At 67.1% G+C, this 23,284-nt stretch carries 23 protein-coding genes; 3 read left to right on the forward strand and 20 right to left on the reverse strand.

Annotation, left to right across the window (positions count from 1 at the left end; translation table 11 throughout):
- Nucleotides 1-141 precede the first annotated feature (141 nt).
- From ACEZHJ_RS10655 to ACEZHJ_RS10715, 13 genes are all read right to left on the reverse strand, one after another.
- Entirely contained in the window at nucleotides 142-687 is a 546-nt protein-coding gene (locus ACEZHJ_RS10655; RefSeq protein WP_375036492.1) for a hypothetical protein, read from the reverse strand.
- 259 nt (nucleotides 688-946) lie between these two features.
- Complete coding sequence (locus tag ACEZHJ_RS10660) at nucleotides 947-1,213, reverse strand: hypothetical protein (RefSeq protein ID WP_163138980.1); 267 nt, start codon at nucleotides 1,211-1,213, stop codon at nucleotides 947-949.
- Nucleotides 1,214-2,326: 1,113 nt separating this feature from the next.
- A complete protein-coding gene (locus tag ACEZHJ_RS10665) occupies nucleotides 2,327-3,061 on the reverse strand; it encodes a hypothetical protein (RefSeq protein ID WP_163138979.1) in 735 nt (244 codons plus the stop codon).
- Nucleotides 3,062-3,526: 465 nt separating this feature from the next.
- A complete protein-coding gene (locus ACEZHJ_RS10670) occupies nucleotides 3,527-4,057 on the reverse strand; it encodes a gluconokinase (protein ID WP_240466091.1) in 531 nt (176 codons plus the stop codon).
- 45 nt (nucleotides 4,058-4,102) lie between these two features.
- On the reverse strand, nucleotides 4,103-5,404 hold the full coding sequence (locus ACEZHJ_RS10675; RefSeq protein ID WP_163138978.1) for a TRAP transporter large permease subunit: 1,302 nt from the start codon (nucleotides 5,402-5,404) through the stop codon (nucleotides 4,103-4,105).
- Nucleotide 5,405: 1 nt separating this feature from the next.
- Nucleotides 5,406-5,993 carry a TRAP transporter small permease subunit gene (locus tag ACEZHJ_RS10680; RefSeq protein WP_163138977.1) on the reverse strand — a complete coding sequence of 196 codons (588 nt, stop codon included), beginning with the start codon at nucleotides 5,991-5,993 and terminating at the stop codon, nucleotides 5,406-5,408.
- 82 nt (nucleotides 5,994-6,075) lie between these two features.
- Entirely contained in the window at nucleotides 6,076-7,107 is a 1,032-nt protein-coding gene (locus ACEZHJ_RS10685) for a TRAP transporter substrate-binding protein (RefSeq protein ID WP_240466090.1), read from the reverse strand.
- A gap of 78 nt (nucleotides 7,108-7,185) precedes the next feature.
- Nucleotides 7,186-7,962 (reverse strand): FadR/GntR family transcriptional regulator, encoded by a 777-nt coding sequence (locus ACEZHJ_RS10690; protein WP_018717834.1) that lies wholly within the window; start codon nucleotides 7,960-7,962, stop codon nucleotides 7,186-7,188.
- A 228-nt stretch (nucleotides 7,963-8,190) separates the two neighbouring features.
- On the reverse strand, nucleotides 8,191-8,544 hold the full coding sequence (locus tag ACEZHJ_RS10695) for a GNAT family N-acetyltransferase (protein WP_205599731.1): 354 nt from the start codon (nucleotides 8,542-8,544) through the stop codon (nucleotides 8,191-8,193).
- A gap of 135 nt (nucleotides 8,545-8,679) precedes the next feature.
- Nucleotides 8,680-9,672, reverse strand: coding sequence for a hypothetical protein (locus tag ACEZHJ_RS10700; RefSeq protein ID WP_163138976.1), 993 nt, complete (start codon nucleotides 9,670-9,672; stop codon nucleotides 8,680-8,682).
- Between the two features lie 278 nt (nucleotides 9,673-9,950).
- On the reverse strand, nucleotides 9,951-11,645 hold the full coding sequence (locus ACEZHJ_RS10705) for a thiamine pyrophosphate-binding protein (RefSeq protein WP_163138975.1): 1,695 nt from the start codon (nucleotides 11,643-11,645) through the stop codon (nucleotides 9,951-9,953).
- A gap of 714 nt (nucleotides 11,646-12,359) precedes the next feature.
- Nucleotides 12,360-12,617: a hypothetical protein gene (locus tag ACEZHJ_RS10710; RefSeq protein ID WP_163138974.1), complete on the reverse strand. Its 258-nt coding sequence runs from the start codon at nucleotides 12,615-12,617 to the stop codon at nucleotides 12,360-12,362.
- Between the two features lie 139 nt (nucleotides 12,618-12,756).
- Nucleotides 12,757-13,611, reverse strand: coding sequence for a PhzF family phenazine biosynthesis protein (locus tag ACEZHJ_RS10715; protein WP_205599730.1), 855 nt, complete (start codon nucleotides 13,609-13,611; stop codon nucleotides 12,757-12,759).
- 286 nt (nucleotides 13,612-13,897) lie between these two features.
- Between ACEZHJ_RS10715 and ACEZHJ_RS10720 the strand changes: the two genes are divergently transcribed.
- The 3 genes from ACEZHJ_RS10720 (at nucleotide 13,898) to ACEZHJ_RS10730 (ending at nucleotide 16,405) form a co-directional block, all read left to right on the forward strand.
- Nucleotides 13,898-14,527 carry a LysE family translocator gene (locus ACEZHJ_RS10720; RefSeq protein ID WP_375036493.1) on the forward strand — a complete coding sequence of 210 codons (630 nt, stop codon included), beginning with the start codon at nucleotides 13,898-13,900 and terminating at the stop codon, nucleotides 14,525-14,527.
- Nucleotides 14,524-15,372, forward strand: a complete 849-nt coding sequence (locus tag ACEZHJ_RS10725; RefSeq protein ID WP_163138972.1) for an AraC family transcriptional regulator — start codon at nucleotides 14,524-14,526, stop codon at nucleotides 15,370-15,372. Before ACEZHJ_RS10720 ends, ACEZHJ_RS10725 begins: the two co-directional genes overlap by 4 nt.
- A gap of 100 nt (nucleotides 15,373-15,472) precedes the next feature.
- Nucleotides 15,473-16,405, forward strand: coding sequence for a ketopantoate reductase family protein (locus tag ACEZHJ_RS10730; RefSeq protein WP_163138971.1), 933 nt, complete (start codon nucleotides 15,473-15,475; stop codon nucleotides 16,403-16,405).
- A gap of 71 nt (nucleotides 16,406-16,476) precedes the next feature.
- Here the strand turns inward: ACEZHJ_RS10730 and ACEZHJ_RS10735 are convergent, their stop codons facing one another.
- From ACEZHJ_RS10735 to phnD, 7 genes are all read right to left on the reverse strand, one after another.
- Complete coding sequence (locus tag ACEZHJ_RS10735; RefSeq protein ID WP_163138970.1) at nucleotides 16,477-16,860, reverse strand: 1-pyrroline-5-carboxylate dehydrogenase; 384 nt, start codon at nucleotides 16,858-16,860, stop codon at nucleotides 16,477-16,479.
- 61 nt (nucleotides 16,861-16,921) lie between these two features.
- Nucleotides 16,922-17,536: a TetR/AcrR family transcriptional regulator gene (locus ACEZHJ_RS10740; protein ID WP_163138969.1), complete on the reverse strand. Its 615-nt coding sequence runs from the start codon at nucleotides 17,534-17,536 to the stop codon at nucleotides 16,922-16,924.
- Entirely contained in the window at nucleotides 17,521-18,978 is a 1,458-nt protein-coding gene (locus ACEZHJ_RS10745; RefSeq protein WP_163138968.1) for an amidase, read from the reverse strand. Before ACEZHJ_RS10745 ends, ACEZHJ_RS10740 begins: the two co-directional genes overlap by 16 nt.
- Nucleotides 18,979-19,333: 355 nt before the next feature.
- Complete coding sequence (phnE, locus tag ACEZHJ_RS10750; RefSeq protein ID WP_205599729.1) at nucleotides 19,334-20,152, reverse strand: phosphonate ABC transporter, permease protein PhnE; 819 nt, start codon at nucleotides 20,150-20,152, stop codon at nucleotides 19,334-19,336.
- On the reverse strand, nucleotides 20,149-20,955 hold the full coding sequence (phnE, locus tag ACEZHJ_RS10755) for a phosphonate ABC transporter, permease protein PhnE (protein WP_018717821.1): 807 nt from the start codon (nucleotides 20,953-20,955) through the stop codon (nucleotides 20,149-20,151). The genes phnE (ACEZHJ_RS10750) and phnE (ACEZHJ_RS10755) overlap by 4 nt, the downstream gene beginning before the upstream one ends.
- The gene (gene phnC, locus ACEZHJ_RS10760; RefSeq protein WP_163138967.1) at nucleotides 20,952-21,758 is read right to left on the reverse strand and encodes a phosphonate ABC transporter ATP-binding protein; all 807 of its coding nucleotides are present in this window, start codon (nucleotides 21,756-21,758) and stop codon (nucleotides 20,952-20,954) included. The genes phnE (ACEZHJ_RS10755) and phnC overlap by 4 nt, the downstream gene beginning before the upstream one ends.
- Before the next feature lie 64 nt (nucleotides 21,759-21,822).
- A complete protein-coding gene (gene phnD / locus ACEZHJ_RS10765; protein WP_163138966.1) occupies nucleotides 21,823-22,836 on the reverse strand; it encodes a phosphate/phosphite/phosphonate ABC transporter substrate-binding protein in 1,014 nt (337 codons plus the stop codon).
- Nucleotides 22,837-23,284: the final 448 nt, after the last annotated feature.

The raw sequence follows: 23,284 nt of genomic DNA on the forward strand, positions 1-23,284 counted from the left end.
CCGGGTCTTCGGGGTCGTCGTGGCGTTCGCGTGCAGTCGAATGTTCAGCGCCGGGCCTCCTCGGCTAGTGTGCTCAGCACCTCTCGGGCCAACCACAGAGGATAACTCCTCGGCGAGATGCAATCATCCGAGACCCTACACTTATTCCCTAATATTCGCCCAGTTGATCACTTCAGAAACCCCCTCTATGTCCTTGCCCAGGATCTCCTCGGCCGCATCAACATTCTGGCGACCGCCGGCGCTTATCACCGGGACGAGCGAAATCCTGAGCGTATCCGGTTCTATAATCCCAAAACTTTTTTTTCCGCAACCCGACCCTCCGCAATATGCCTGTATGACGATCTCCCTTCTATTCGATGAGTCCATCCAGCACTCACCGCCTATGAAATCGACGCTGTGAAGCCATAACTTCGTATCCCTACCCCTGTTACTGACGGTCACGAGTGCCCTGGCATTCTCAAACCTGCCCCAACCTTCCACAAAGACCCTTGCATCTCCGCACTGGAATTCCTGGTAATCCTTTTTCTTATCAATTGATTGACCCCAAACCCCAGAGGCCATGCCGGCAACAAGCAGAACAAAAAGACATTTCATCACTCTCAGAAACCACGAATGACAAAAACCGGAATCCGCTTTTCGACCATCAGGGCCCAAAAAACATGGCGGTGTTATATTATTGCGGATCATCGCATCCCACCTCGGCAGTGATATACAGTGTTCGATTCATAATAACGCACTCCAGGTGTCTATCCATCAGGCGTTTTCCGGAATGCCAAACAGAACATCAGGACATACTCCTAGATATTTCCAATCAGCGGCACACTGCATCGAGAAACGACCAAATCCGATGGGACTCAACGCAGTGGACCGCAGTGCATTCCGAAAATCCCGCAACGGGATCAACACCGCATTACGGAGAACGCTTTCCCAATAAGGCCGAAGAACATTAATATATATAGAAGGCCCCGGCCGGATCGGCATCCACAATATTACGCCTTTCGGTATCGTTCAGCTGCGCTTTCAGCGCATAATCAATATACACACTGGTAAAGTCCCCTTCTTCCCTCAGTTTTATACACCCGACAGGTTCCGCGTCCATGGCTGAACCATCCCCGATATATGAATAAGGGTCGACACACAAGTGGCCCGCCTCTCCTTCACCTTCACCAGGGGGCATTCCGACATCAAGGAGATTGAGTGCATCGTCATCCATGACACTGCCATATATTGTCTTACCAGGGGCATTGTAAAAATCGCTGTACCCCCGAACATCATGATGCTTGGTGTAGACATACTCCCCCAGCGAAATGCCAGAAGGTATGTTTCCGTTAGTACCGGGATCGGAATACCAATCGGAGTACGTAACCAAGTCTTCTTAAAACGCCCTCAGCTGGTTTCCCTGACTATTCTTCTCGCCCAAATCACCATGATACGTTTCCCAAGAGTCATCCAGGTACTGAAAGAGACCCGGTGCGGTAGAATCCGGATTACTCAAAGACTGTCCCAGTGAAGACTCGATGAATGCGACGTTCACTGCTATTTGTATCTGCTTTTTCGAAAACCCTCGCTCCCTGCCGTACGCAACAATCTCATCCCTAACGTTCTCCTGAGCCTGGGTAAGTGACATGACTAAATCTCCATGCAGTCAAAGAAAGAGCAGATCCCAAACCCCGGCTCAACCCCAAATATAGCGACCAAGAAACAATCGTCACCGCTGTATTTATGGGCCTAAACGTCACCCGAACCCAAACGAATCGCACCAAAGATACATAATCTATTACATGCGAGCCGCGCCCAAGTAGCGGATGAGACACTGGGCAAGAAAGTAAAATACGACAGATCTAATTCGCCAGTACTAACGGATCATCGTACGCAAACGACGATTTCCCGAATAACGGGGGCCGACAGCGGATTCGAATGGAATGTCATCTCTTGGACCTCCCTATCTTTATTAGCCCATCCAATGGGATCAAAGATAAGCCAAATAACCTGTTGTTGGCCAGCTTATCCCTCGGGAACGGCATGCGCAAGATGCGATCGTATTCTATAATCCTCCAATTCCTATGAAATGTGCTAAAATCAGTATGTGGTTCCTGATGTCCAACCAAGCGCAAACCGAGGTTGCCGCAGCCAACCGGGGAACTACTGGACAACGCCTCCAAACCTGCCAGATCAGGGGCTACCATCGGACAATTTATACCGGATCCAAAAGGCCGTTAAGGGCACGGACCGAAGAACCCGCCCCCGCATCCCCAGGGAAAGACAAAATCACCGCGGACGCGGTGGAAAACACGGAAACGGGAACTTCGGGGGGGACGCGTGAGAATCATTCAGCGGAATCATCAAAGCGCTTCAGGAGGCGCCCTATCCTTTCGATCTGCTGCCGGTTTTTTTCGGCCTCCTTCTCCATTTTCCACCCCTTATACCGATAGTAAACGCCAACCCCGACGACCACCGCCCCCAGCGCGATCACGACAAAAACGAATGCATCCTCGACGGCGGACGGCGAAATATCGAAAAGGTATGCCACCGCCAGGACAATGACCGCGAGGATCGAAAAGACCACGAACCCCTTCACTTTCTCCTTGGCAGCGGCTATACCGTCGCCACCTTCCCCCTCCCTGCCCTCCTCGCCCGGAACGCCCTTCCGTACCATCATGCAACGCACGAGAATCAGCACGACTGTCGCTATGGGAGCGAGTTTGAAGGAGAGACGCCCCGGTATCGCAAGCGCCGCGACCACGCCGACCAGACATGCCACGAGCAGCAACCTCGGCAGCTCACGAAACGGCCTGTCGGAGAAACGGGGCAGTGCAAGGAAGGCGAGCCAGCCGATGACACCGCCAATCAGGATGACATACTCCCGCACCGCGATCAGGTTCAACTCGAATCGGGAGATCTCTTCCAGCAGGTGAGGCGCATATTTCGCGCTGAAGGCGGCAAACGTATTGCCGGACGCTATGCTGTACGCGAGAACGGCCCACCCGAGCAGGGAAAACAGGCTGAACACGAAAGCCAGCGACGCCATGACCGCCAGCACGAAAGCAATACGGGCACGCATGGGACACCTGTCCGCTTAGCGGGCGAACGTCGTCACAATGATCGTGCCCGCGCCAGAGCGCGCTGACGTTCACACGGGCTCGGAGTGCGATATATCAGCGCACCGTACGGCCAATATGCCGGGTGGAATCCTCTGGGCGTCGGGGTTGAATGCCGGGAGCGGGGTATCACGGTCGAGATCTCCTTTCTCGATCCTGTTCCAGGCGTAACGGCCGGATACGACGTCACGTCAGTCCTTTGGATCGATCCTGTCCCACCGCAGCGCAATCCGCAATAGTCCGGACAGGGGAAATGCCAGCCCGGTTACCCGGCAGTCGTGACCGACCCGGATTACCGGGAGGGAAAACTGGACGACGATTGCCGGGCCTCGTCCGCTCTGTGCCGCAACGGCCGCCAGGTCGGCTGACGGAGAGGATATGCGGCAGCGTGGCCCCGCCTCCGGCAGCAGTGCGCGCCGCCGCCGGGCCTATCCCGCTTCCGTCAGCCTGGCCCGGATGGCGGCCGTGACCGCCTCCCGGTCGACGGAGGCGTCGATGACGATCGCGCTCGCTGCCGGCTCCTCCAGCGTCTGTAGCTGGCTGTAGAGCAGTCCGGGATCGAAGAAATGCCCGCGGCGGCCCTGCAGCCGCCGCTCCAGCACGGCGGACGGGGTCTTGAGGTAGAAAAAGCGGACGCGCTTCGGGTCCACGGTCAGGCGGTCACGATAGATCTGTTTCAGTGCCGAACAGGCGAGAACGGCGGAGCGGCCGGCGGCGAGCTCGGCCTCGATGCGCTCCCGCAGGATCGCCAGCCACGGCCAGCGATCGCTGTCGCACAGCGGCTCCCCCGCCTGCATCTTGCGGATGTTCTCCGGTGTGTGCAGGTCGTCCGCATCGATGAACGTCCAGCCACACGCCCTCGCCACGCGCTGACCGATCTCCGTCTTGCCACAGCCCGATACCCCGAAAACGACGGCGACCGTCGCCGTTCCACGATTTTCCACGATTCCCCGTTCCACCTTTTCCGTCCTGTCTCGTCCCGCCGGCCCCCTCGACCGGCTGCCCTACCGCAGCATCCACATCGACAGCTCCGGCGAGATCAGCATCAGCGCCAGTACCAGGATCTGTATGCCGATAAAGGGCACCAGGGAGACGAAGATGTCCTTGAGGCTGATCTCCGGCGGCGCCACCCCCTTGAGATAGAACGCCGCGGGCCCGAACGGCGGGCTCAGGAAGGAGACCTGCATGTTGATGGCGAACAGCACACCGAACCAGATCGGGCTGTAATCGAGGGCCTCCACGATGGGCACGAAGATCGGCAGCGTGAGCATGGCGATACCGATCCAGTCCATGAACAGGCCGAGCACGGCGAGGATGGCCATCATCACGAGGATGATCACGATGGGTTCGGCGTCCAGGCCCATGATCGCGGCGTGCACGAAGCGGTCGCCGCCCATGAGGTTGTACACGCCCACCAGCGTTGCCGCCCCCAGGCCGATCCACACGATCATCCCGCAGGTGTTGATGGTCTGGATCAGGCTGACCTGGAGCAGGCGGAACCTGATCTCGCCGCGCAGCGCGATGGTCACCAGCACGGCGAACACGCCCATGGCGGAGGCCTCGGTCACCGAGGCGATGCCGGTGTAGATCGTGCCCAGCACCATGAAGGCGATCGCCACCGGCGAGAGGATGCCGCGCAGGGCCTGCCCTTTGCTCAGCGGCTCCTCCGTGTCCGGCACGCCCGGGTCCGGCGCCATGTCCCGGTTGAGCGAGCAGCGGATCAGCACGTAGGCGATGTAGGAGATCATGAGGATCGCCGCCGGCGTGATCGCGGCGACGAAGAGGTCCGCGATGGATACGCTGGCCATCAGCCCGTAGATGATGAGCACGATGGACGGCGGCATCATGGTCCCCAGCGAGCCGCCGGCGCAGACCACCCCGATGGAGATCCGCCGGTCATAGCCGAGGCGCAGCATCTGCGGCAGCGCCAGGATACCGAGCAGCACGATCTCGCCGCCGATGATGCCGGACATCGCCGCGAGGAAGAACGCGACGATGATGGTCTGCACCGCCACGCCGCCACGCAGCCGCCCGGCGAACACCCGCATGGAGTTGAACAGGTCCTCGGCGATGCCGGATCTATCCAGCAGCGAGGCCATGAACACGAACATGGGCACGGCCACCAGCGAATACTCGGTGATGAAGCCGTACACCCGCGCCGTGACCAGCGGCAGCGCGTCGGGCCCGAACCAGCCCAGGGTGAAGATCAGGGCGACGAGCCCGGTGATGAAGGCAAGGGGCAGGCCGGTAATCAGCAGCGCGAAGATCGCCGCGACCAGCAGGTAGGTTCCCGTGGCGATATCCATGTCAGTGCCCCTCCGCCGGCTGCCCGTCGCTGCGCTGCCCGCGCAGCGACTGGACGAGGTGGAGCACGGCCTGCAGGCACATGATGCCCACCGCCACCATGATGATGCCCTTGGTCAGGGCGGGGAACGGCGGGTTCCAGCTCGTGCCCGAACGCTCCAGGTGCCACTCGCCCGTCGGGCCGTGACTGGCACGCCAGAACATCACGTAGGCGGCGTAGGTCATGGCCAGGCAGAACAGCAGCGTGACCGCGTCGTTGAACACGTCGAGGACGTAGCGCAGCCGCGGTCCCGCCGCGTCGTAGAGCAGCCGCACCCGGATGTGGCGGTCCCGGGCCAGGGCCACCGGCCCGCCGAGGGCGAACGTGATGGCCACCAGGAACACCGTCGTCTCGTGCACCCAGGACGTCGGGGAATGCAGCACGTAGCGCATGAACACTTCGTAGACGCTGATGGCCATGGCGGCGAAGACGAGCCAGGCGACCCCCTTCGCGCCCCGGTTGATGAACCGGTCCAGCCGCGTGCGTGCGCCGACGGCGTCGTCGAACGACCCCCGGGGGTCTTCCCCGGTGTCCTCGGATTCCACTGTCATGGAAGGCTCTCCTCCGCGGCCGCCCGGGCCGCAAAAGACGTCACGGCGGGGTGCCGGCCGGCCCCCCGCCGTGTCCACGGATTCACATCAGGTGACGGTCCTTGAGGAAGGCGACCGCGGTGTCGTAGACCTGCTGGCACAGCTCGTTCTTCTTCGCCCAGACCTTCCACTCCTTCTGCGCGATCTGGCGGAACTTGGCACGCTCCTCGTCGGACATGTCGATGACGTGCACGTCCGGGTCGTTGCGCGCCTTCTTCACCGCCTCGAGGTCACGCTCCTTGAGCTTGAACGCCATCTCGTAGGCCATCGCGTCGACGGAGGTCTTGAGGATCGTCTGCAGATCGTCGGGCAGGCCGTCCCAGATCTCCTTGTTGATGGACACCGCCACCATCGGCAGCGAATGGAAGCCGGGATAGTTCGGGTAAGGCGCGAACTCGTGCAGCCCCTGGGACTGGTTGGTGGCGAACACCGTGTAGTCGGCAGCGTCGATCACGCCCTTCTGCAGCGAGGTGTAGACCTCCGAGCCGGGCAGGTTCACCGGCGTGGCGCCGGCACGCTCGAAGACGTTGTACACCATGCCCTGGGGGGCGCGGATCTTCAGGCCCTCCAGATCGGAGACCTTGCGGATCGGGCGCTTGGAGGGCAGGGACTCCAGGCCCGTCACCCCGGCGCCGATCAGGTGCACGCCGTAGGGCTCGACCAGCTTGTTGTAGATCTCCTCGCCGCCGCCCTCCTTCATGTACTCCAGGAAGTCCATGGGATCGCTCCAGGCACCGACCAGATTGCCGATCATGCCGAAGGCGGGGTTGAGGCCCGTGAAGTAGCTGGGGTCGGTCAGGTGGCCCTGCAGGATGCCGGTGGACACGGCGTCCAGCGTCTGGTCGGAGGGCACCACGGCACCGGTGGGCAGGATCTCGATCTCGATCCGCCCCTGGGACATGGTCTCGACCTTCTCCGCCCACGCCTTCTTGATCTCGAACTGGGGCTCTCCGGCGGTCTCGGAGGTCTGGAAGGTCCATTCGTACTTGGCGGCCAGCGCGGCCTGCGTGGCGAACGCGAGGCCGAGGGTCACCGCGGCCGCGGCGATCCGCCTGGTGATATTGGGCATAGTCATTGTCTCCTCCTCACATTGGCTCTCTTATCTGCCGCCTGGGCGGCAGTGATATCGCGCCCGAACGGGCGGCATCGGAACTCAGCCGGCCCCACGGCCGGCGGCGGACGGGTCTTGCGCCGCCGCCTCCACCCCGTCGACACCGAGGTCCTGTCCGGTCCGGTGCAGCACGTGCTGTGCGGCCTCCCGGGCGGCCTCGGGCTGGCGCAGGCGGATGCACTCCATGAGATGGCGGTGGCGGTTGAGGCTGTCGCGGAGCTCGTCGGCGGTGTCGTTGCTCTTGCGGATGACGAGCAGGATGGACGGTCTCAGGATGGTGGCGAGCTGGGACCACACCAGGTTGTGCGTGGCCCGGTAGATCGCGGCGTGAAAGGCGATGTCGTTATCACTGAACGCCTCGCCGTCGTGCTGCAGCCCACCGGACTCGACCGCCGCCTCCATGCCGGCGAAGGCCTCCTCCATGGCCACCAGGTCCCGGGCCGTGGCCCTGGATGCCGCCGTCATGGCAACGAACGGCTCGACCGCGTGACGGAACTCGTAGATCTCGCGCAGGAACTCCGGGTTGGGGACGGCGTGCTCGGCCATCCAGCCCATGACCACCGGATCGAGGATGTTCCAGTCGCGGAACTCCTCCACCCGCGTCCCCTGACCGGCGGTACGGGCAATGATCCCGAGCGACTGCAGCAGCTGCAGGCCGCTGCGTACCGACGCCCGGCTCATGTCGAACAGCTCGCAGAGCTCGGTTTCCTTGGGCAGAAAATCACCCGGACGGTAACGCCCGGCGAACAGGTCCGCCGCCAGCGACTCCGCAAGCTGTCTGCCCAGATCCCGACCCGTGTTCCGGCCCTTCGGGGTCATCGCGCTCTCCTCCGTTGATCTGACCTAACGTAGATCATGTCTGACATTTATGCAAAGCATGTCTGATACCTCGTGCCGATACCGGGGATAACCGTCGACGGGCCGGCGGCCCCCCGGACCAGGAACCGACGGGCGGTGGGATGAGACATTTCCGGGATTCGCCCGGGCAGGCGTGGCCGTGTCATACGACCAGCCCTGACCGGCTCGGGGATTCCGGCGGTGTGGGGATCAGGGCCCGGAGGAATCCAGGCGCTTGCACATGTACACGCGGGCCAGCCCGTTCTCCGTCCGATGCCGATACGTCGCGTAGCCAAGGCGGGCGTAAAGGGCCTGATTCTCCGTCATGCGCTCGTGGGTGTAGAGCCGGATGGCGGCGTACCCGCGCTCACGGGCCCACTGTTCCGCCCAGGCGAGCAGCCGGCGGCCTATGCCACGGCCCTGCATACCCGGATCGACCGCGACATTGTCCAGAAGGCAGGCGTGAGGCTCGGCGACGAGCACCAGCACCCCGGCGACCACGTCGTCCGCCACGGCGACGAACACATCGTGCGCGGCAATCGCCGCGCGGTAGCCGTCATCCATGGGACCGGGCCGGCACCCAAGCCGCGGCACATAGTGTCGATAGGCGGCATGGACGCAGGCGGTAACGGCGTCAGCGTCGTCCATCGTCGCAGCGCGTATACCGATCATCCGCCGGCCCCTGCTGCATGCGCGTGACTATCGGCACAACGCGCCGTGACAGTCGAGCGTGTTGAAGTCGTAGACGGCCGAGTGGCCCGGGTCGCCCGCGGGCTCCGGCACGCCACGCTCGATGAAGAACGTCGCCGCGTTGGCCCCGTACAGGCCCGAAGGATAGGTGAAATCCTTCATGACGACGTAGGCATTGTGCAGCCGGGGACGGGGCGGCCGCGGCACGCCCTTCCCCGCCACGGGCGGGACATCGCGCTCCGGCGAGTTCGCGGCCACGGCCGCCACCCACCGCGCGGCATCGGCATCCGTGGCAGGACGGATAACCCCCCGGGACACCGCGGCCTCGAGTCCGGCCTCCCCGGCCAGCGGCGCGTCCGGATCCCTGAACGATTCCGGCGTCGTCCGGGGCGAGGTGATCAACCGCTGCCCGGGGGAGACCGTCTCCCCGACCACGATCCGCCCGGCGCTGTCACCCGGGTACACCAGCGCCACCGGCCTGTCGAACAGGGTCCGGGCCATCGGGTTCAGCTCCGGATTGCCCGCGTCGCGGACGTAAAAATAGCCGCAACGGCCGCGGTTCCCGTGCGTGCTGACAAGCAGGGGAACCTCGTCGCCGAGGCCCGCGACCACCTGCCTGTGGTAACCGGAGGCGAAGACCGCCAGGATCCGCGTGCCCTCGGTCCATTCCAGATTCCAGATCGTCGGCTCGTAGGCACCGAGCATCAGCACCACCGGCCGGGTACGGCTGTTGACGGTCACGTCGAACCGCGTGGCCTCATGCCCGCTCTGGTCGATCTGGAAGCCGGCGTCCCGGCCGGCGTAGCCGCCGGCGGCGTAGACGGCCACATCGCCGGGCAGACGCAACCCCTCGAAACCGCAGGGTTCGCGCTCCTCCCGGACCGGCCGCTCCTCCCGGCCCCGATCCGGGACCGGCGGCACCGCGGTCTCCGGGCTGTACAGGTAAGCCGGCACCATATTGCCGATGGACATCACCACCGAGAGCACCACAACGAACCCCATACCCACCTTCCCTGTTCACACGTGACGGCGCCGTGGCCACCGTTTCGAGATAACCGTACATGCCCTCTCGGCGGTTCGCCGCTCCGGGGGCTGCGGTTTTTCCGCATCATACGGTGTTCGGGAGACCGGCGGGAGACAGGCCCGGAACGGGGGCGGGTGTTACGCTGTTGCCGACATTGAGCCCGGGCCGGCCGCAGCGCGTCTGCCCTCGGGTAGTACCTCCTCGCAGTTCGACTCGACGCCCGGGGCGCCGGCATCGTGCCCGGTGGCCGTGCCGCTCATGCCCCACCGCTCCGGGACGCCATGGCACGGTCGCGGAGCGCGCTCAGGGTGGTGCGCGGGGTGATGGCCTCGGCGTCGATGCGCAGCTCCAGCAGGGCCGGCCCCTCGACGGCACGCGCCCGTTCGAGCGCCGCGGCGAACGCGTCGGTCTGCGCCACCGCCTCGGCATGGACACCGTAGGCGTTGGCCAGGGCGACGAAGTCCGGATTCGCCAGGGCGGTGCCGTGCACGTGGCCGGGGTATCGCTTCTCCTGGTGCATGCGGATGCTGCCGTACATGCCGTTGTTGATGACGATGAACAGCACGTCCAGGCCGTACTGCACGGCGGTGGCCAGCTCCTGACCGTTCATCAGGAAGCAGCCGTCACCGGCGAAGCACACGGCCTCGCGCTCGGGGTGGACGAGCTTCGCCGCCAGCGCGGCGGGCACGCCGTAGCCCATCGCCCCGCTGGTGGGCGCGAGCTGGGTGCGGAAGCCGCCGTAGCGGTAGAAGCGGTGCACCCAGAGCGTGTAGTTGCCGGCACCGTTGGTGACGATGGTGTCCCGGGGCAGGGTCTCGCGCAGGTGCGCCATGACCTCGCCGAGGTCCAGCGGACCGGGCATGGCCGCGTGGCGGATCTCCCGGCGGTAGTCCTCGCGCGCGGCCTCGGTCCACGCCGCCCAGCGCCCGCCGGCGCCCGGCGGCACGGCCCGCTCCGCCACCTCGGCGAACTCCCGCATGCCGGCGTTGATCATCAGCTCCGCCTGGTAGACACGCCCCAGCTCCTCCGGGTCGGCGTGGACGTGCACCAGCGTCTGCCGCGGGGTCGGCGACTCGATCAGGGTGTAGCCGCTGGTCGTGGTCTCGCCCAGGCGCGGACCGATGGCCAGGACCAGGTCCGCCTCGCGGATCCGGTGCGCCAGGTCCGGGTTGATCCCGAGGCCGATGTCGCCGACGTAGTTGGGGTGGTGATTGTCGAGCAGGTCCTGGCGCCGGAAGGTGCAGCCCACCGGCAGGTCCGCCGCCTCGATGAAGGCGCGGATACGCTCGCAGGCCCCGGCGTCCCAGCCCCCGCCGCCCAGGAGCACGAAGGGCCGCTCCGCGTCGGCGAGCAGCGCGCGCAGCCGATCCAGGTCCGCCGTGCCGGGATGGGCCTGCACCGGCGAGTAGCGGCGGGTGTCCGCAACCTCGACCTCGTCGAACAGGACGTCCTCCGGCAGCGCCACCACCACCGGGCCCGGCCGCCCCGAGACCGCGGTCTGGAACGCCCGCGCCACGACCTCGGGGACCCGGTCGGCACGCTCGATCTGCGTGGCCCACTTGGCCATGCCGCCGAACATCCGCCGGAAGTCGACCTCCTGCCAGGCCTCGCGCTCCAGCGCCTCCGTGCCCACCTGGCCGATGAACAGCACCATCGGCGTGGAGTCCTGGGCCGCGGTGTGGACCCCGATACTGGCGTTGGACGCGCCCGGGCCGCGGGTCGCGAAGCAGATGCCGGGCCGCCCGGTGAGCTTGCCGTAGGCCTCGGCCATGTGCGCGGCACCGCCCTCCTGGCGGCAGACGACCAGGCGGACCTCGTCCCGCACCCCGTGCAGGGCGTCCAGCACGGGCAGAAAGCTCTCGCCGGGCACGCAGAACACCGTGTCCGTGCCGTGGATGCGCAGGGCATCCACCAGGACCTGGCCGCCATTACGCCGGGTTACCTCTCCCATACCCGCTCTCCTCCAAGAATCGAACGTGCACTACGCTGAAGCTAGCGCACGTAGGCGGGCCCCGGTATCGGCGGGTGCGCTGCCAGGAATCCCTCGTTCTGCGTCACACCGCTACCGAACGCCTTAGTCACCATCTTGACGCGGAAACGGTTGCACGGCGAGGAAGTGGATGATCGCGACCCTATCCAGGCCGGTCATCGCCAGGTGCGGGCAAGGTCACAGGCGGAGCCGCCCGAGACCTGCCTTGCAAGACCCGCGGCGAAAAAGGCCGGCGCGGGGGGCGGGCAGTAAGCCGGTGGCCTGCGCCCGGCGCCCCGCGCACTCGCTCCAAATGGGTTTCGTGAAGCGACCAGATTAAAGAGGAGAGGCACAACCAACGGTTGGCCTGGGAATCAGGCTACGGAGAAAACACCGGCACGACATGGCCAGTCCATCCGGATATTTGCCCGAGAGTCCGCCGGGCTGTGTGCGCATGCAGCATGGTGGGCGGGAAACCGGCCCGCCCGGCGGGTCACTCAAGTGTATGTCACTGGTACGAATGTGCCATGGCAGGGACCCACCCGGCACTCACCGCACGACTCGGAACGGCACCGGGCGCGGGGGACACCTGGCGGTGTCTCACACGCCGACGGCGCCGCTCCAGGCAGGCGGGCCGCTTCAGGGCACGGCCCCCTGCATGACCGTCCCGCCCGGCTCGCTACACCGGGCGGTGCATCAGCTATCCCCGGTGGACGCCGTTTCCCTTTCTGGCTCGTCCTGCCTGCGCCAGAACACCAGGCAGACTCCGCCCCAAACGACCGCCACACCAAGCACGCCGACGATCAGCGTCGTCCGGACACTCTCGTCGTCGAACGAGTACCCGGCGATCCCGAACAGGTAGCCGAGGAGGATGATATCGAGGGCGATCTGCCCCACCCAGTAGCACCACACCCCCGTTCGGCTCAGATACTTCATGAACAGTCGGTCCAGCATTCCGCCTCCCTGCCTGTGTCGCTGGTTTGTCCAACGGCCGCACGCCGCCGGAACGATGATGGGAACATCCCGTCACCGGGACGGGGCCGCCCCGGTTTGCGCAGTCTACCCGTATCGCCCTCCCGGGTCTCGCCGGCCGCTACAGCTCGACCGTCCCGCTGATGCAGGTGGCGGTGGCACCGCCTACCCAGACCGTGTCCCCGGCACCCCGATCGATGAATACCCGGCCGCTGCGGCCGAGCCGCGTGCCCTGGCTCGCAACGTAGGGTGCGCCCAGGCGGCCGGCGCCGAGCAGCCACTGGGCGAGGGAGGCGTTGAGGCTGCCGGTCACCGGGTCCTCGATCATCGCGCCGTGGGCGTCGTTGAAGAGCGCACGCACCTCGACGGCGCACTCCGAGCCCTCGGGGTACAGGCCCACGAGGCCGATATCGAGCTCGTCCTCGCCGGAGTAGCGTCCGAAATCCGGCTCAACGGCCAGGACGGCGTCCGCATCGGCGAGCAGGATCCCGACCCAGCCGGGCCCGTTGTCCACCCACCGGACATCGACGATCTCCTCGCGACCGATCCCGAGCACGCCGGCGAACGCGGCGACCCGCGCCTCGTCGACCGGCCCCGAGCGCACCAGCGGCGGTGCCGCGAACGCCAGCCGGCCCGCCTCCCGGCGGATCGGCACGAGGCCGGCGCCGCACTCCTGGACGATCCGGCCGGGGTCCCGCGGCTCGCCGCCGGCCGCCAGCCACGCGTGGCAGCTGCCCAGCGTCGGGTGCCCGGCGAAGGGGAGCTCGTGGGAGAGCGTGAAGATGCGGACGCGGTAGTCCGCCTCGTCCGTCGTCGGCGGCAGGATGAACGCCGTCTCGGAGAGATTCATCCAGCGCGTGAAGTCCTGCATCTCCCCGGTGGAGAGGCCCTCCGCATCCAGCACGACCGCGAGCGGGTTACCGGCAAACGGCCGGGCACCGAAGACATCGACCTGTTGAAAACGTCGCAGCATCATTCCTCACCCACCTGACCCGGTAATCGCCGGCCCCTGCATCCCGGTGGGGCCCGCGCCACGAATCGCCTCACCGGGCGTCGGCTGTTATCGCATTCCCGCCGGCAGGCGCGGAGCGTCGTATTCACGCGCCGCGGGGCCAGCAGCCCATCGACAACAGGCACTCTATACCCCCTCGGCACGGCGCGACACACCGACGCCAGGAGCGACGCGACGAACCCACGGCCCCTGCAAGATCGTTCAATACCGCCGCGCCGCGTGCGCGCACTATCGGGCGGTATCCGATCGAATGCTGCGGAGTGGAACGGTGGAGATCGCGCTGTACGCCTTCTGCGTCATGTACTCGCCCGGGCCGGTGAACATCCTCGCCCTGAACGGCGGGCTGCGAGGCAACGGCTGGACCCTGGCGGGCTACTGCGTCGGGGTCGGCGCCGGCATGTTCAGCGCGTTCCTGGTGCTGGGCTACGCCGGCGAGGCGCTGGTGCGCCAGGCGGTGCTGCCCTACCTCGCCGCGGTGGGCAGCGGCTACATCCTGTATCTGGCATACCGGCTGTTCGTCGCGGAGGTGTCCGTCGAGCAGCCCGGGCGGGACCCGCGCTCGCGGCTGCGGTTCCGGGAGGGCTACTTCCTGCAGATCCTGAACCCGAAGGGGTTCGTGGTGATCCTGCCGGTGACGACGCTGATGTTCCCCGCCGCGCAGATCACCGGCATCGACGTCACGCTCTCCGCCGGGCTGATTTCCCTCGGCGCCGTCGGTGCGCCGGCGAGCTATGCCCTCCTCGGCGCGCTGGCCGGCCGGCGGATCCGGGCTGAGCGTTACTTCCGCCGTTTCAACCGGGCAATGGCGCTCATGCTGGTGGTGGTGGCATGCTCGATCATATACGACTTCTTCGTGGCCACCCCCGGGGGCCCGTCATGACGCAAAGCACCAGCGACCGCGACTGGTTCGTCCACTCGCAGAATGCCCGCATCGAGCGGCTGGAGGCCTATTTCGGCGGCCATGCCTACGAGCCGCACCGCCACGACACCTACGCCATCGGCATGACCCTGTCCGGCGTGCAGAGCTTCCACTACCGCGGCGAGCACCGCCACAGCGTGCCCGGGCGGACCATCGTGCTCCACCCGGACGAGCTGCACGACGGCCACGCGGGCAGTGAGGGCGGCTTCCGCTACCGGATGATCTACATCCCGCCGGCCATCATTCAGGACATGCTCGGCGGCCGCGCCCTGCCCTACATCCCCGGCGGCATCACCCGGGACCGCCGGCTCGGCGCCTGCGTCGCCCGGCTGCTGCGCCACGTCGACAATCCGCCGGAGGACTTCGAGGAGGACGACGGCCTCTTCGACCTCGCCATGGCGCTGAGCGCGCACGCCGGCCAGCGACCGGACCGGCACGGCTTCGACTACCCCGCCGCCCAGCGCGCGCGGGAGTTCCTGGACGCCGCGCAAGGGCGGGCCGTCACCCTCGCCGAGCTCGAGGCCGCCAGCGGGCGGGACCGCTGGCGGCTGTCCCGTGACTTCCGCACGCTGTTCGGCACCAGCCCGTACCGGTATCTCACCATGCGCCGCCTCGAGCGCGTGAAACAGCGCCTGCGCTCCGGCGCCGCCCTATCGGACGCCGCGATCGAGGCGGGCTTCGCCGACCAGAGCCATATGACACGCCAGTTCTCCGAGGCCTACGGCATCAGCCCCGGCCGCTGGCGCCGGCTCATCGAGGGCAAGGCCGGGCACACGCCCCGACAGGCGGTTAACGCGGCGCCATAGCGGGGCCGCTCCGCCCAGTCATCGTCCGACACCACGGCCTGCCGCCAGGTCAGGCGGGTTCATCGGCCGTCGCGGCACACCGCCAACAGGGAGCACATCGATGGACGCCACCACCCCCGTCTACGTCGTCGGCGCCGGCGCGATCGGCATGCCGCTGGCGGCCTTGCTGTCCGCGCAGGGCCGCCCCGCCCTCGCCGTGCGCACGAGCGCCCGCGACCGGCCGGAGGACGACATCGCCGTCACGGTCGAGCCGGAGGACGGCGGGCCGATCGAGGCCCGGGTCCGCGCCATCCCCCTGTCCGCCATACGGGACCCCGAGCCGGGCATCCTCGCCGTCGCGATCAAGGCCACGGCGAACGGGGCCGTCGCGCAGGAGCTGTGGCAACGCTTCGGCGACATGCCGCTGGTCGTGATGCAGAACGGCCTCGGCGTGGAACGTCCGTTTACCGATGCAGGCTTCACCACCGTGTACCGCTGCGTCCTCTACGCCACCGGCCAGACCCTCGGTGAGCACACCTACCGGTTCCGCGAGGTCGCCGAGTCGCCCGTGGGCAGGGCCGGCGGGAACGCAGCGGAGACGGCCGCCATCGTCCAGGCGCTGTCCACGCCCCGTTTCCGCTTTCGCGCCACGGACGCGATCCAGCGCGAGGCGTGGAAGAAGGCCATCATCAACGCGGCCTTCAACTCCATCTGCCCGCTGCTGGACGTGGACAACGGCATCTTCCACCGGGACGAACAGGCGGCGCGGATCGCGGAGACGGTGGTGGCGGAATCCCGCGCCGTCGCCGCACGGCTCGGCATCCCCTTCGAGCAGCACGAGCTGATGGCGCAGCTGATGCGCATCAGCCAGGGCTCCGACGGCCAGCTCATCTCCACGCTGCAGGACATCCGCGCGAACCGGGAAACGGAGATCGGCTACCTCAACCTGGAGATCGCCCGCCTCGCGGCGGGCCTGGAACCGCCGGAGGACGTCAGAACGGTCCGGGTGCTCGGGGACATGGTCGCGGCGAAGTCCGGGATCACGCGCCGGTGAGCACGGCGCCGGAACGGGGCTTGGGGCGCATGCCCCGCCCCGGGACGCGAAACACCGCGCCAGGCGGGCGACTACGCGTCGGCGGCCCGCGCCTTCGCCTCGGCCTCCGAGAGCTCGTGCCCGGTCCAGACGACCACCCTGCGCGCCCCAGCCCCGGCCGCCAGCTCCCGGAACAGCCGGTCTTCCACCTCCGACAGGCCGCCTTCCACTTTCTCCATGGGATGGACCACCACGACCGGGCCGGGCGACAACCAGCGCGCGGGAAAGACCGCCTTCAGCCCCTGTCTGAGCAGGCGCTCGGCAATGGAAAACTGCCCGACCAGCAGGCGCTCCGTGGTAAACGGCTCGTCGGCCTCGAGCGTCACCGGCCGGGCGCCGGCCTCGAGGCGCTTGAGCACGAAGCGGTTCGGGTAGACCTGCACGTAGACATCGCGGGCCAGCAGTGTCCGTAACATTCAGACGTTCCTCCCTGATGCGCCCGGCCCGAGTCCGGTGAAATCACGTAGTGCCACCGTTCTAACCGTCCCTGAGCAGGGCGTCCAGGCCGGCGAGCTGATAGCGCCAGAAGGCCTGGAAGGCGGCCCGGATCGTAGCGTCGTCGGCGTGCTCTCGCAGGATCGCCGCGATCATGTCCACCGTGCCGGAGAATAGCTGTACCAGGACCACGCGCGGCACCCGTTCGCCGGCATTATCCCCGAGCCGCGTCACCGCGTATTCGTCCGAGAGCCGCGCAAGCTCCGAGACCACCAGCGCGCGCACGTGGGCGAGCGGCGAGCCCTGGGCGCCGGTCAGAAGGATAACCACCGGAAGGCGTTGGCGGATCCAGAAATCCAGCAGGGCGTCCGCCTTCGACGAGCCGGCGGCCGTGGCGGCACGCCAGTCGCTGCGCGTCGCGAGCTCGCGGACGCGTGCCCGCATCAGGCGGAGAAACCGCGCAGCGACGGAACGCGGGACCACCGCCGCAAACAGCGCCTCCTTGTTCGGATAGTAGCGGTAGAGGTTGCCCGTGGACACGCCGGCCTCCCCGGCGATGTCGGCGAGCCGCGCGGCGGCGTAACCGCGCTGCGCAAAGGCATCGGCCGCGGCGGCGAGGATGCGGGCCCTCACGGCGGGCTTCAGCTGCTGAGACATTGGCCCGCGCTCATATCCACCGGCAGTCGGTCTTCCCAGGGTGCTGCCTGTTCCAGCTCCAGCGCCAGGCCCAGGAGGCGCGCCTCCTCACCCTGCGGCGCGGCAAAATGGGCACCGACCGGCAGGCCCCGGGGCGAGACGTGTAGCGGCACCGACATGGCGGGCCAACCGGCAATGGAGGCGATCGCCGTGTAGCCGGCCAGCGCCTCGGTAAAAGCGGCAGCCTGCTGGAAAGGCTCCGCACCGCCGTGACGCCCGAGCGGAAACGCCGGGAAGGCCACCGTGGGCGAGAGGAGCACGTCGAATCCGGCCATACAGCGATCGGCCGCGCCCGCGGCGGCCTCGAGTGCAGCCGCCGCGTCCGTCCCCGCCGCCTCCGGGAGACGGCCCGCGTACCGGATGAGCTCGCGCGTGTACGGTTCCAGCCGCTCCTCGTCGAACGCCGGACCCATGGCCGCGCGTATCTGCTCGCAGGCCGCACCGATCGTCAATGCGGCGAACGTGAAGAACGCATCGCTGGCCGCCCGGGCGTCGTACTGTGGCCCCGGCGTCACCACTACCTCATGCCCCAGGGATTCGCACAGCCGGCCCGTTTCGGCCAGCGCCCCTGCCACCTCCGGGTCGGGCAGTTCGCCGAAAGCGGTGCGCTGATACAGGCCGATACGCAGCCGCCGGCGCGACGGTTCCGTCACCCGGCCGACGGGAGCGAACGGGGCGGCAGGATCGTTCCGCTCGGTAGCGGCCAGCCAGGTGGCGCTGTCCCGCACGCTGCGGGAGACGCAGTGCTCACTGATCATCGCCGTGAAGGGCGAGCCCCCGGGCTGCCCCGTGGACCGGTGCCGCCCCCGGCCGGGCTTGAACCCGAACAGGCCGCAGAACGACGCGGGCCCTCGAATCGAGCCGCCCCCGTCGGAGGCGTGGGCGACGGGGACCATCCCGGAGGCGACGGCGGCCACCGCACCGCCGGACGACCCACCCGGCGAGCGCTCGAGGTCCCAGGGATTGCGGGTCACGCCGCACGCGAGTGTTTCGGTCGTCCCCAGCAGCCCGAACTCGGACGTGGTGGATTTCCCGAGCACGATCAGCCCGCTCGCATCCAGTGCCTGCGTGTACGCCGACCCCGCCGGCGCAACCTGCCCCTCGAACAGCCGCGCCCCCATCCCGAGCGGCAGATGCGGATAGGCAAGCAGGTCCTTCACCAGCGTCGGCACGCCCGCGAACGGGCCGGATGTGTCCACACGCCCCGCCTGGTCCCGGGCCCGCTCGAAATCGGCGGCGGCGACGGCGTTGATCAGCGGATCGAGCCGCTCGATACGGCCTATGGCCGCATCCACCAGTTCGAGCGGGGAGACGTCACCGCCGTGGACCAGCCGCGCCTGCGCAGTAGCGTCCAGATCAGCGAACCCGTCACCACCGGGGCGCGCCGTGCCTTCCGCTGCCATGATGCTTGCCTCCCTGCCTTGTATAGCGAATAACGGATTCGCTTTTTATCATAGTTTCAAAGCCCGTGGCGGGCAAACTGATACCTGCGTTCTCTATCCCTGCACCTGTCCCCGCCCCTTCCCGGCCACTACAGGCGGGAACCCCCCGCCACACCGCTTAGGCCTGCAGGATCGCGCATCAGGTGGATGGAACGGGGCCCGCCTTCGTCGTTCGGCGAACACCCGCGCCAAACACGATGGAGGCTGTACATGGCGGCCGGGGCCAGTCACCCGCCCCGGCCGCCGGTGATAACGGCACCGAACGACACAAGCGTGAAACAGCTGCACGGCGCACGCCCTCTCACGGGCCGGGTCACTACGTCACCCGCCGGCGCAGCGCGGCGGACACCCACTCGCTCGCCATCACCACGGCGAAGATGGCGATGAGGATCACGCTGACGTTGTCCCAGGCGAAGCTGTCCATCTGGTTGCTGAGCGTGATGCCGATGCCGCCGGCGCCCACCAGGCCGATGATCGACGACTGGCGGATGTTGATGTCCCAGCGGAAGGTCAGCACCCCGATGATGGTGGGCATGACCTGGGGCAGCACGCCGTAGATCAGCACCTGGCCGCGACCCGCGCCGGTGGCGTTGATGGCGTCCACCTGGCCGTCGTCGATCTCCTCGATGCCCTCGGCGATGAGCTTGCTGATGAAGCCCACGGAGGACACGCCGATGGCCACCATGCCGGCGGTGGCGCCGGGCCCGAAAACCACCGCGAAGATCAGCGCCCAGACCAGCTCGTTCACCGAACGCGAGCCCACCACGATCACCCGCGCCAGCCACAGCGTCGTCTGATTCGGGGTGGTGTTCTGCGCGGCCATCAACGCCACGGGCACCGACAGCACCGCACCGAGGATCGTCCCCAGGGTGGCGATGTTGAGGGTCTCGACCATCGGGTCGATGATCTGGAGAAAGAACGGCCAGTCCGGCGGCACCATGCGCCCGGCGAGGTCCGCGACCTGCTCCGGGGCGTCCAGCACGAACGGCCAGTAGATATCCAGCGTGGTCGCCGACCAGGCGATGACGGCGACGGCCACGAGCCACGCGGCGAAGCGCGCCAGGCGTTCCCGGGGGCTGTAGCGGTGCCATGGGCGCGGCATGGGGGCGGCGCCTTCCCGGATCATCGTGCTCATTTGGTGCGCGCCCGTACGAACCCGCTGAACCACTCCGCCACCAGCACCACCGCGATGATCGCGAGCAGGATGGCGAGCGAGAAGTCGTACTCGTAGCGGGCGAAGGAGTTGTAGAGCACCGCGCCGATGCCGCCGGCACCGACGATGCCGAGGATCGTGGATTCGCGCAGGTTGATGTCGAGCCGGTAGATCACGAGACCGATGTAGCGCGGCATCACCTGCGGGGCGACACCGAAGAGCAGCACCCCGAGCGGCCCCGCGCCGGTGGCGCGCATGGCCTCCACCTGGCCCGGGTCGATGGCCTCGATCTCCTCGGCGAGGAGCTTGCCCACGAACCCGGTGGAGGCGATCACCAGCGTCAGCACGCCGGCGAAGGCGCCGAAGCCGAAGGCCTTCACGAAGAAGATCGCGATGAGCACCTCCGGGAAGGTGCGCGACACCCCGATATAGCCCCGGCAGACGGCATACAGCCACTTAGGCGCGACGTTCGCCGCGGCCCCGACGGCGATGGGGATGCTCACCACCACCCCGATCGCGGTGGCGAAGAAGGCCATCTGCAGGCTCTCCAGCAGGCCACCCAGGAGCAGGTCCCAGCGGCTGAAGTCCGGCGGGAACATGGACACCACCATGTCCACGCCCCGGGGCACGCCGCGCACGAAGCGGGCGTAGTCGAACTCCAGGTCCACCACCGCGAAGGCAAGATAGGCGATCACGCCGGCAACGGCCACCCAGCGCAGCCACGGCGTGGCGATCACCGGTGGCCGCCGCCAGCGGCGCGGGGAGACGGTGGCGGGCGCGCTCACGATGCCATCCCCTCGCCGGCGACGTGGCGATCCTCCTCGCCCTCCTGGCGGAAAGCGTCCCGCCAGTCATCCGCACCGTAGATGCGTGACAGCGCCGCCTCGTCGACCTCCACCGGTGCCCCGTCGAAGACGATCTCCCCCGCGGAGAGCCCGATCACCCGGCGTGCGAACCGCAGCGCGAGGCCGACGTCGTGGATATTGATCAGCGCCGGGATCCCGAGCTCGCTCGCGAGCTCGCAGATCAGCGCCAGGATCGAACGCGCCACCTTCGGGTCCAGCGATGACGTGGGCTCGTCCACCAGCAGCAGCCGCGGCTCCTGCATGAGGGCGCGGGCGATCCCCACGCGCTGGCGCTGCCCGCCGGAGAGCGCGTCCGCTCGGCTGTTCTCGTAGCCCTCCAGCCCCACCCGGGCGAGCAGCTCGAAGGCGCGGTCCACGTCCGCCTGGGGGAAACGCCGCAGCAACGCCTGCATGAAGGACACGGCGCCGAGCCGCCCCGCGAGCACGTTCTCCATCACGGTCAGCCGCTCGATCAGGTTGTACTCCTGAAAGATCATGCCGATGTGCCGGCGGACACCGCGCAGGCCACGCTCGCCGAGGGCGGTGAGCTCGGTGCCGTCGAGCCGGATGCTGCCGCCGGTGGGCGTCACCAGGCGGTTGATACAGCGGATGAACGTACTCTTGCCGGCCCCGGACGGGCCGATGACGGCCACGACCTCCGCACCGGGCACGGTGAGGCTGCATCCGCGCAGAGCCTGCAGGCCGTCGGCGTAGGTCTTGGTGAGGTTATCGATCTCGAGCATCGCGGCGGGCTCCTGCCGGAGGGGCGGCCCGCCCCGGCGACCACCGGGGCGGGCGGACCGGGCATTACTCCTCGGAGAGCCCTTCCTGGGTGTACTCCACGCCGTTCGCCTGCTGGATGGTGCGGATGTCTTTCCAGTGCTGACGGTAGGTGATCGGGATGAAGCGGTCCGCGTCGGAGAACTCCTCACCCACGCTGTTGCCCTCGAAATCGAAGGTGAAGAACGCCTTGCGGATCAGCAGCGCCAGCTTCGGGTTCAGGTTGTGGGCGGTACCGAACGCGGTGGTCGGGAACGACTCCGTCTCGAAGATCACCCGCAGCTTGTCGCGGTCCACGACGCCACGGTCCGCCATGCGGTCCAGCACCGAGGAGGCCACCGGCGCCGCCGCGTAGTCGCCGTTGGCGACACCGAGGATGCTGCGGTCATGCCCGCCGGAGTAGACCACCTCGTAGTCCTCGCCGGGGACGATGCCCCGCTCCGCGAGCAGCGCACGCGGCGCCTGGTTACCGGAGTTCGAGGCCTGCTCGGTGTGGGCGACGGTCTTGCCGCGCAGGTCGTCCAGGTTCTTGATGCCGCTGTCGCGGCGCGTGATCACCTGCATGCGGTAGCCGTATTCACCGTCCTCCGTGCCCATGATCGTGAACGGCACGAAACCGCCGATGTTCACGCCGAAGGGCACCGAGCCGGTGGACAGGCCCGCCACCTGCAGCCGCCCACTGCGCAGCGCCTCGATCTGCGCGGCGTAGGACTGCGCGGAGAAGTAGCGCACGTCCTTGCCCGTCACCTCTTCCAGGTGCTTGATGAACGGCTTGAAGACGTCAGCGTACACCGCCGGGTCCTCGACTGGGACGTAGGAGAAGAACAGCGTGTCCGGGTCCTGCCACTCCGACTCGTCCATCGGCAGGTCCGCGACCAGATCGCGGTCCTCATCGCAGTAGCGCTCGGCGAGATCGCCCCGGTGACTGCACTCCATCGACTGCGCCTGAGCGGCCGAGAAGCCGGACATCAGCAGCGCCCCCCCGAGCACCGCCGTGAGCACCCGGGCCGTGATTCCCTTGTTATTCCGCTTGGTCGACATCGTCTTAGCTCCCTTGCGTTGGGCTCAACCGAGCCACAGTCTAGGGAGAACACGCGTCCGAGGTGTGACGGCCGGATGACGTGATTGGGACACGGATATTTCAGGGCGTCACCGCCCGGGGATATCAAAGGAACGGGGATCGAACGGGGCCGGTGCCGCGAATACACAAACAGCAGCAACGCCAGATCACCTGGTTACCCCCCCACCCGACAACCCCGCACCGCACACAAAAACGCAATACCCCGTAGGTGGGGTGGTAAGGGGAGCCCCCCACGCGCGGAGACACAAAGTAGCGCGTGAAAATCCCCGCGCGCCTCGCACAGCGCGACACGCGCCCGGGCGTGGGCCTACCGTTCCAGTGTTTGTCAGTGAGACGCCAGGGCGTTGGCCAGCGGCGGTTCTCACGTCGCACTGCCCGACGTAGTGCGGAGCTCCGGTCGCCCGGTAT

Source organism: Arhodomonas sp. KWT2, from assembly GCF_041949875.1.
In the GTDB taxonomy this organism is placed as follows: Bacteria; Pseudomonadota; Gammaproteobacteria; order Nitrococcales; family Nitrococcaceae; genus Arhodomonas; species Arhodomonas aquaeolei.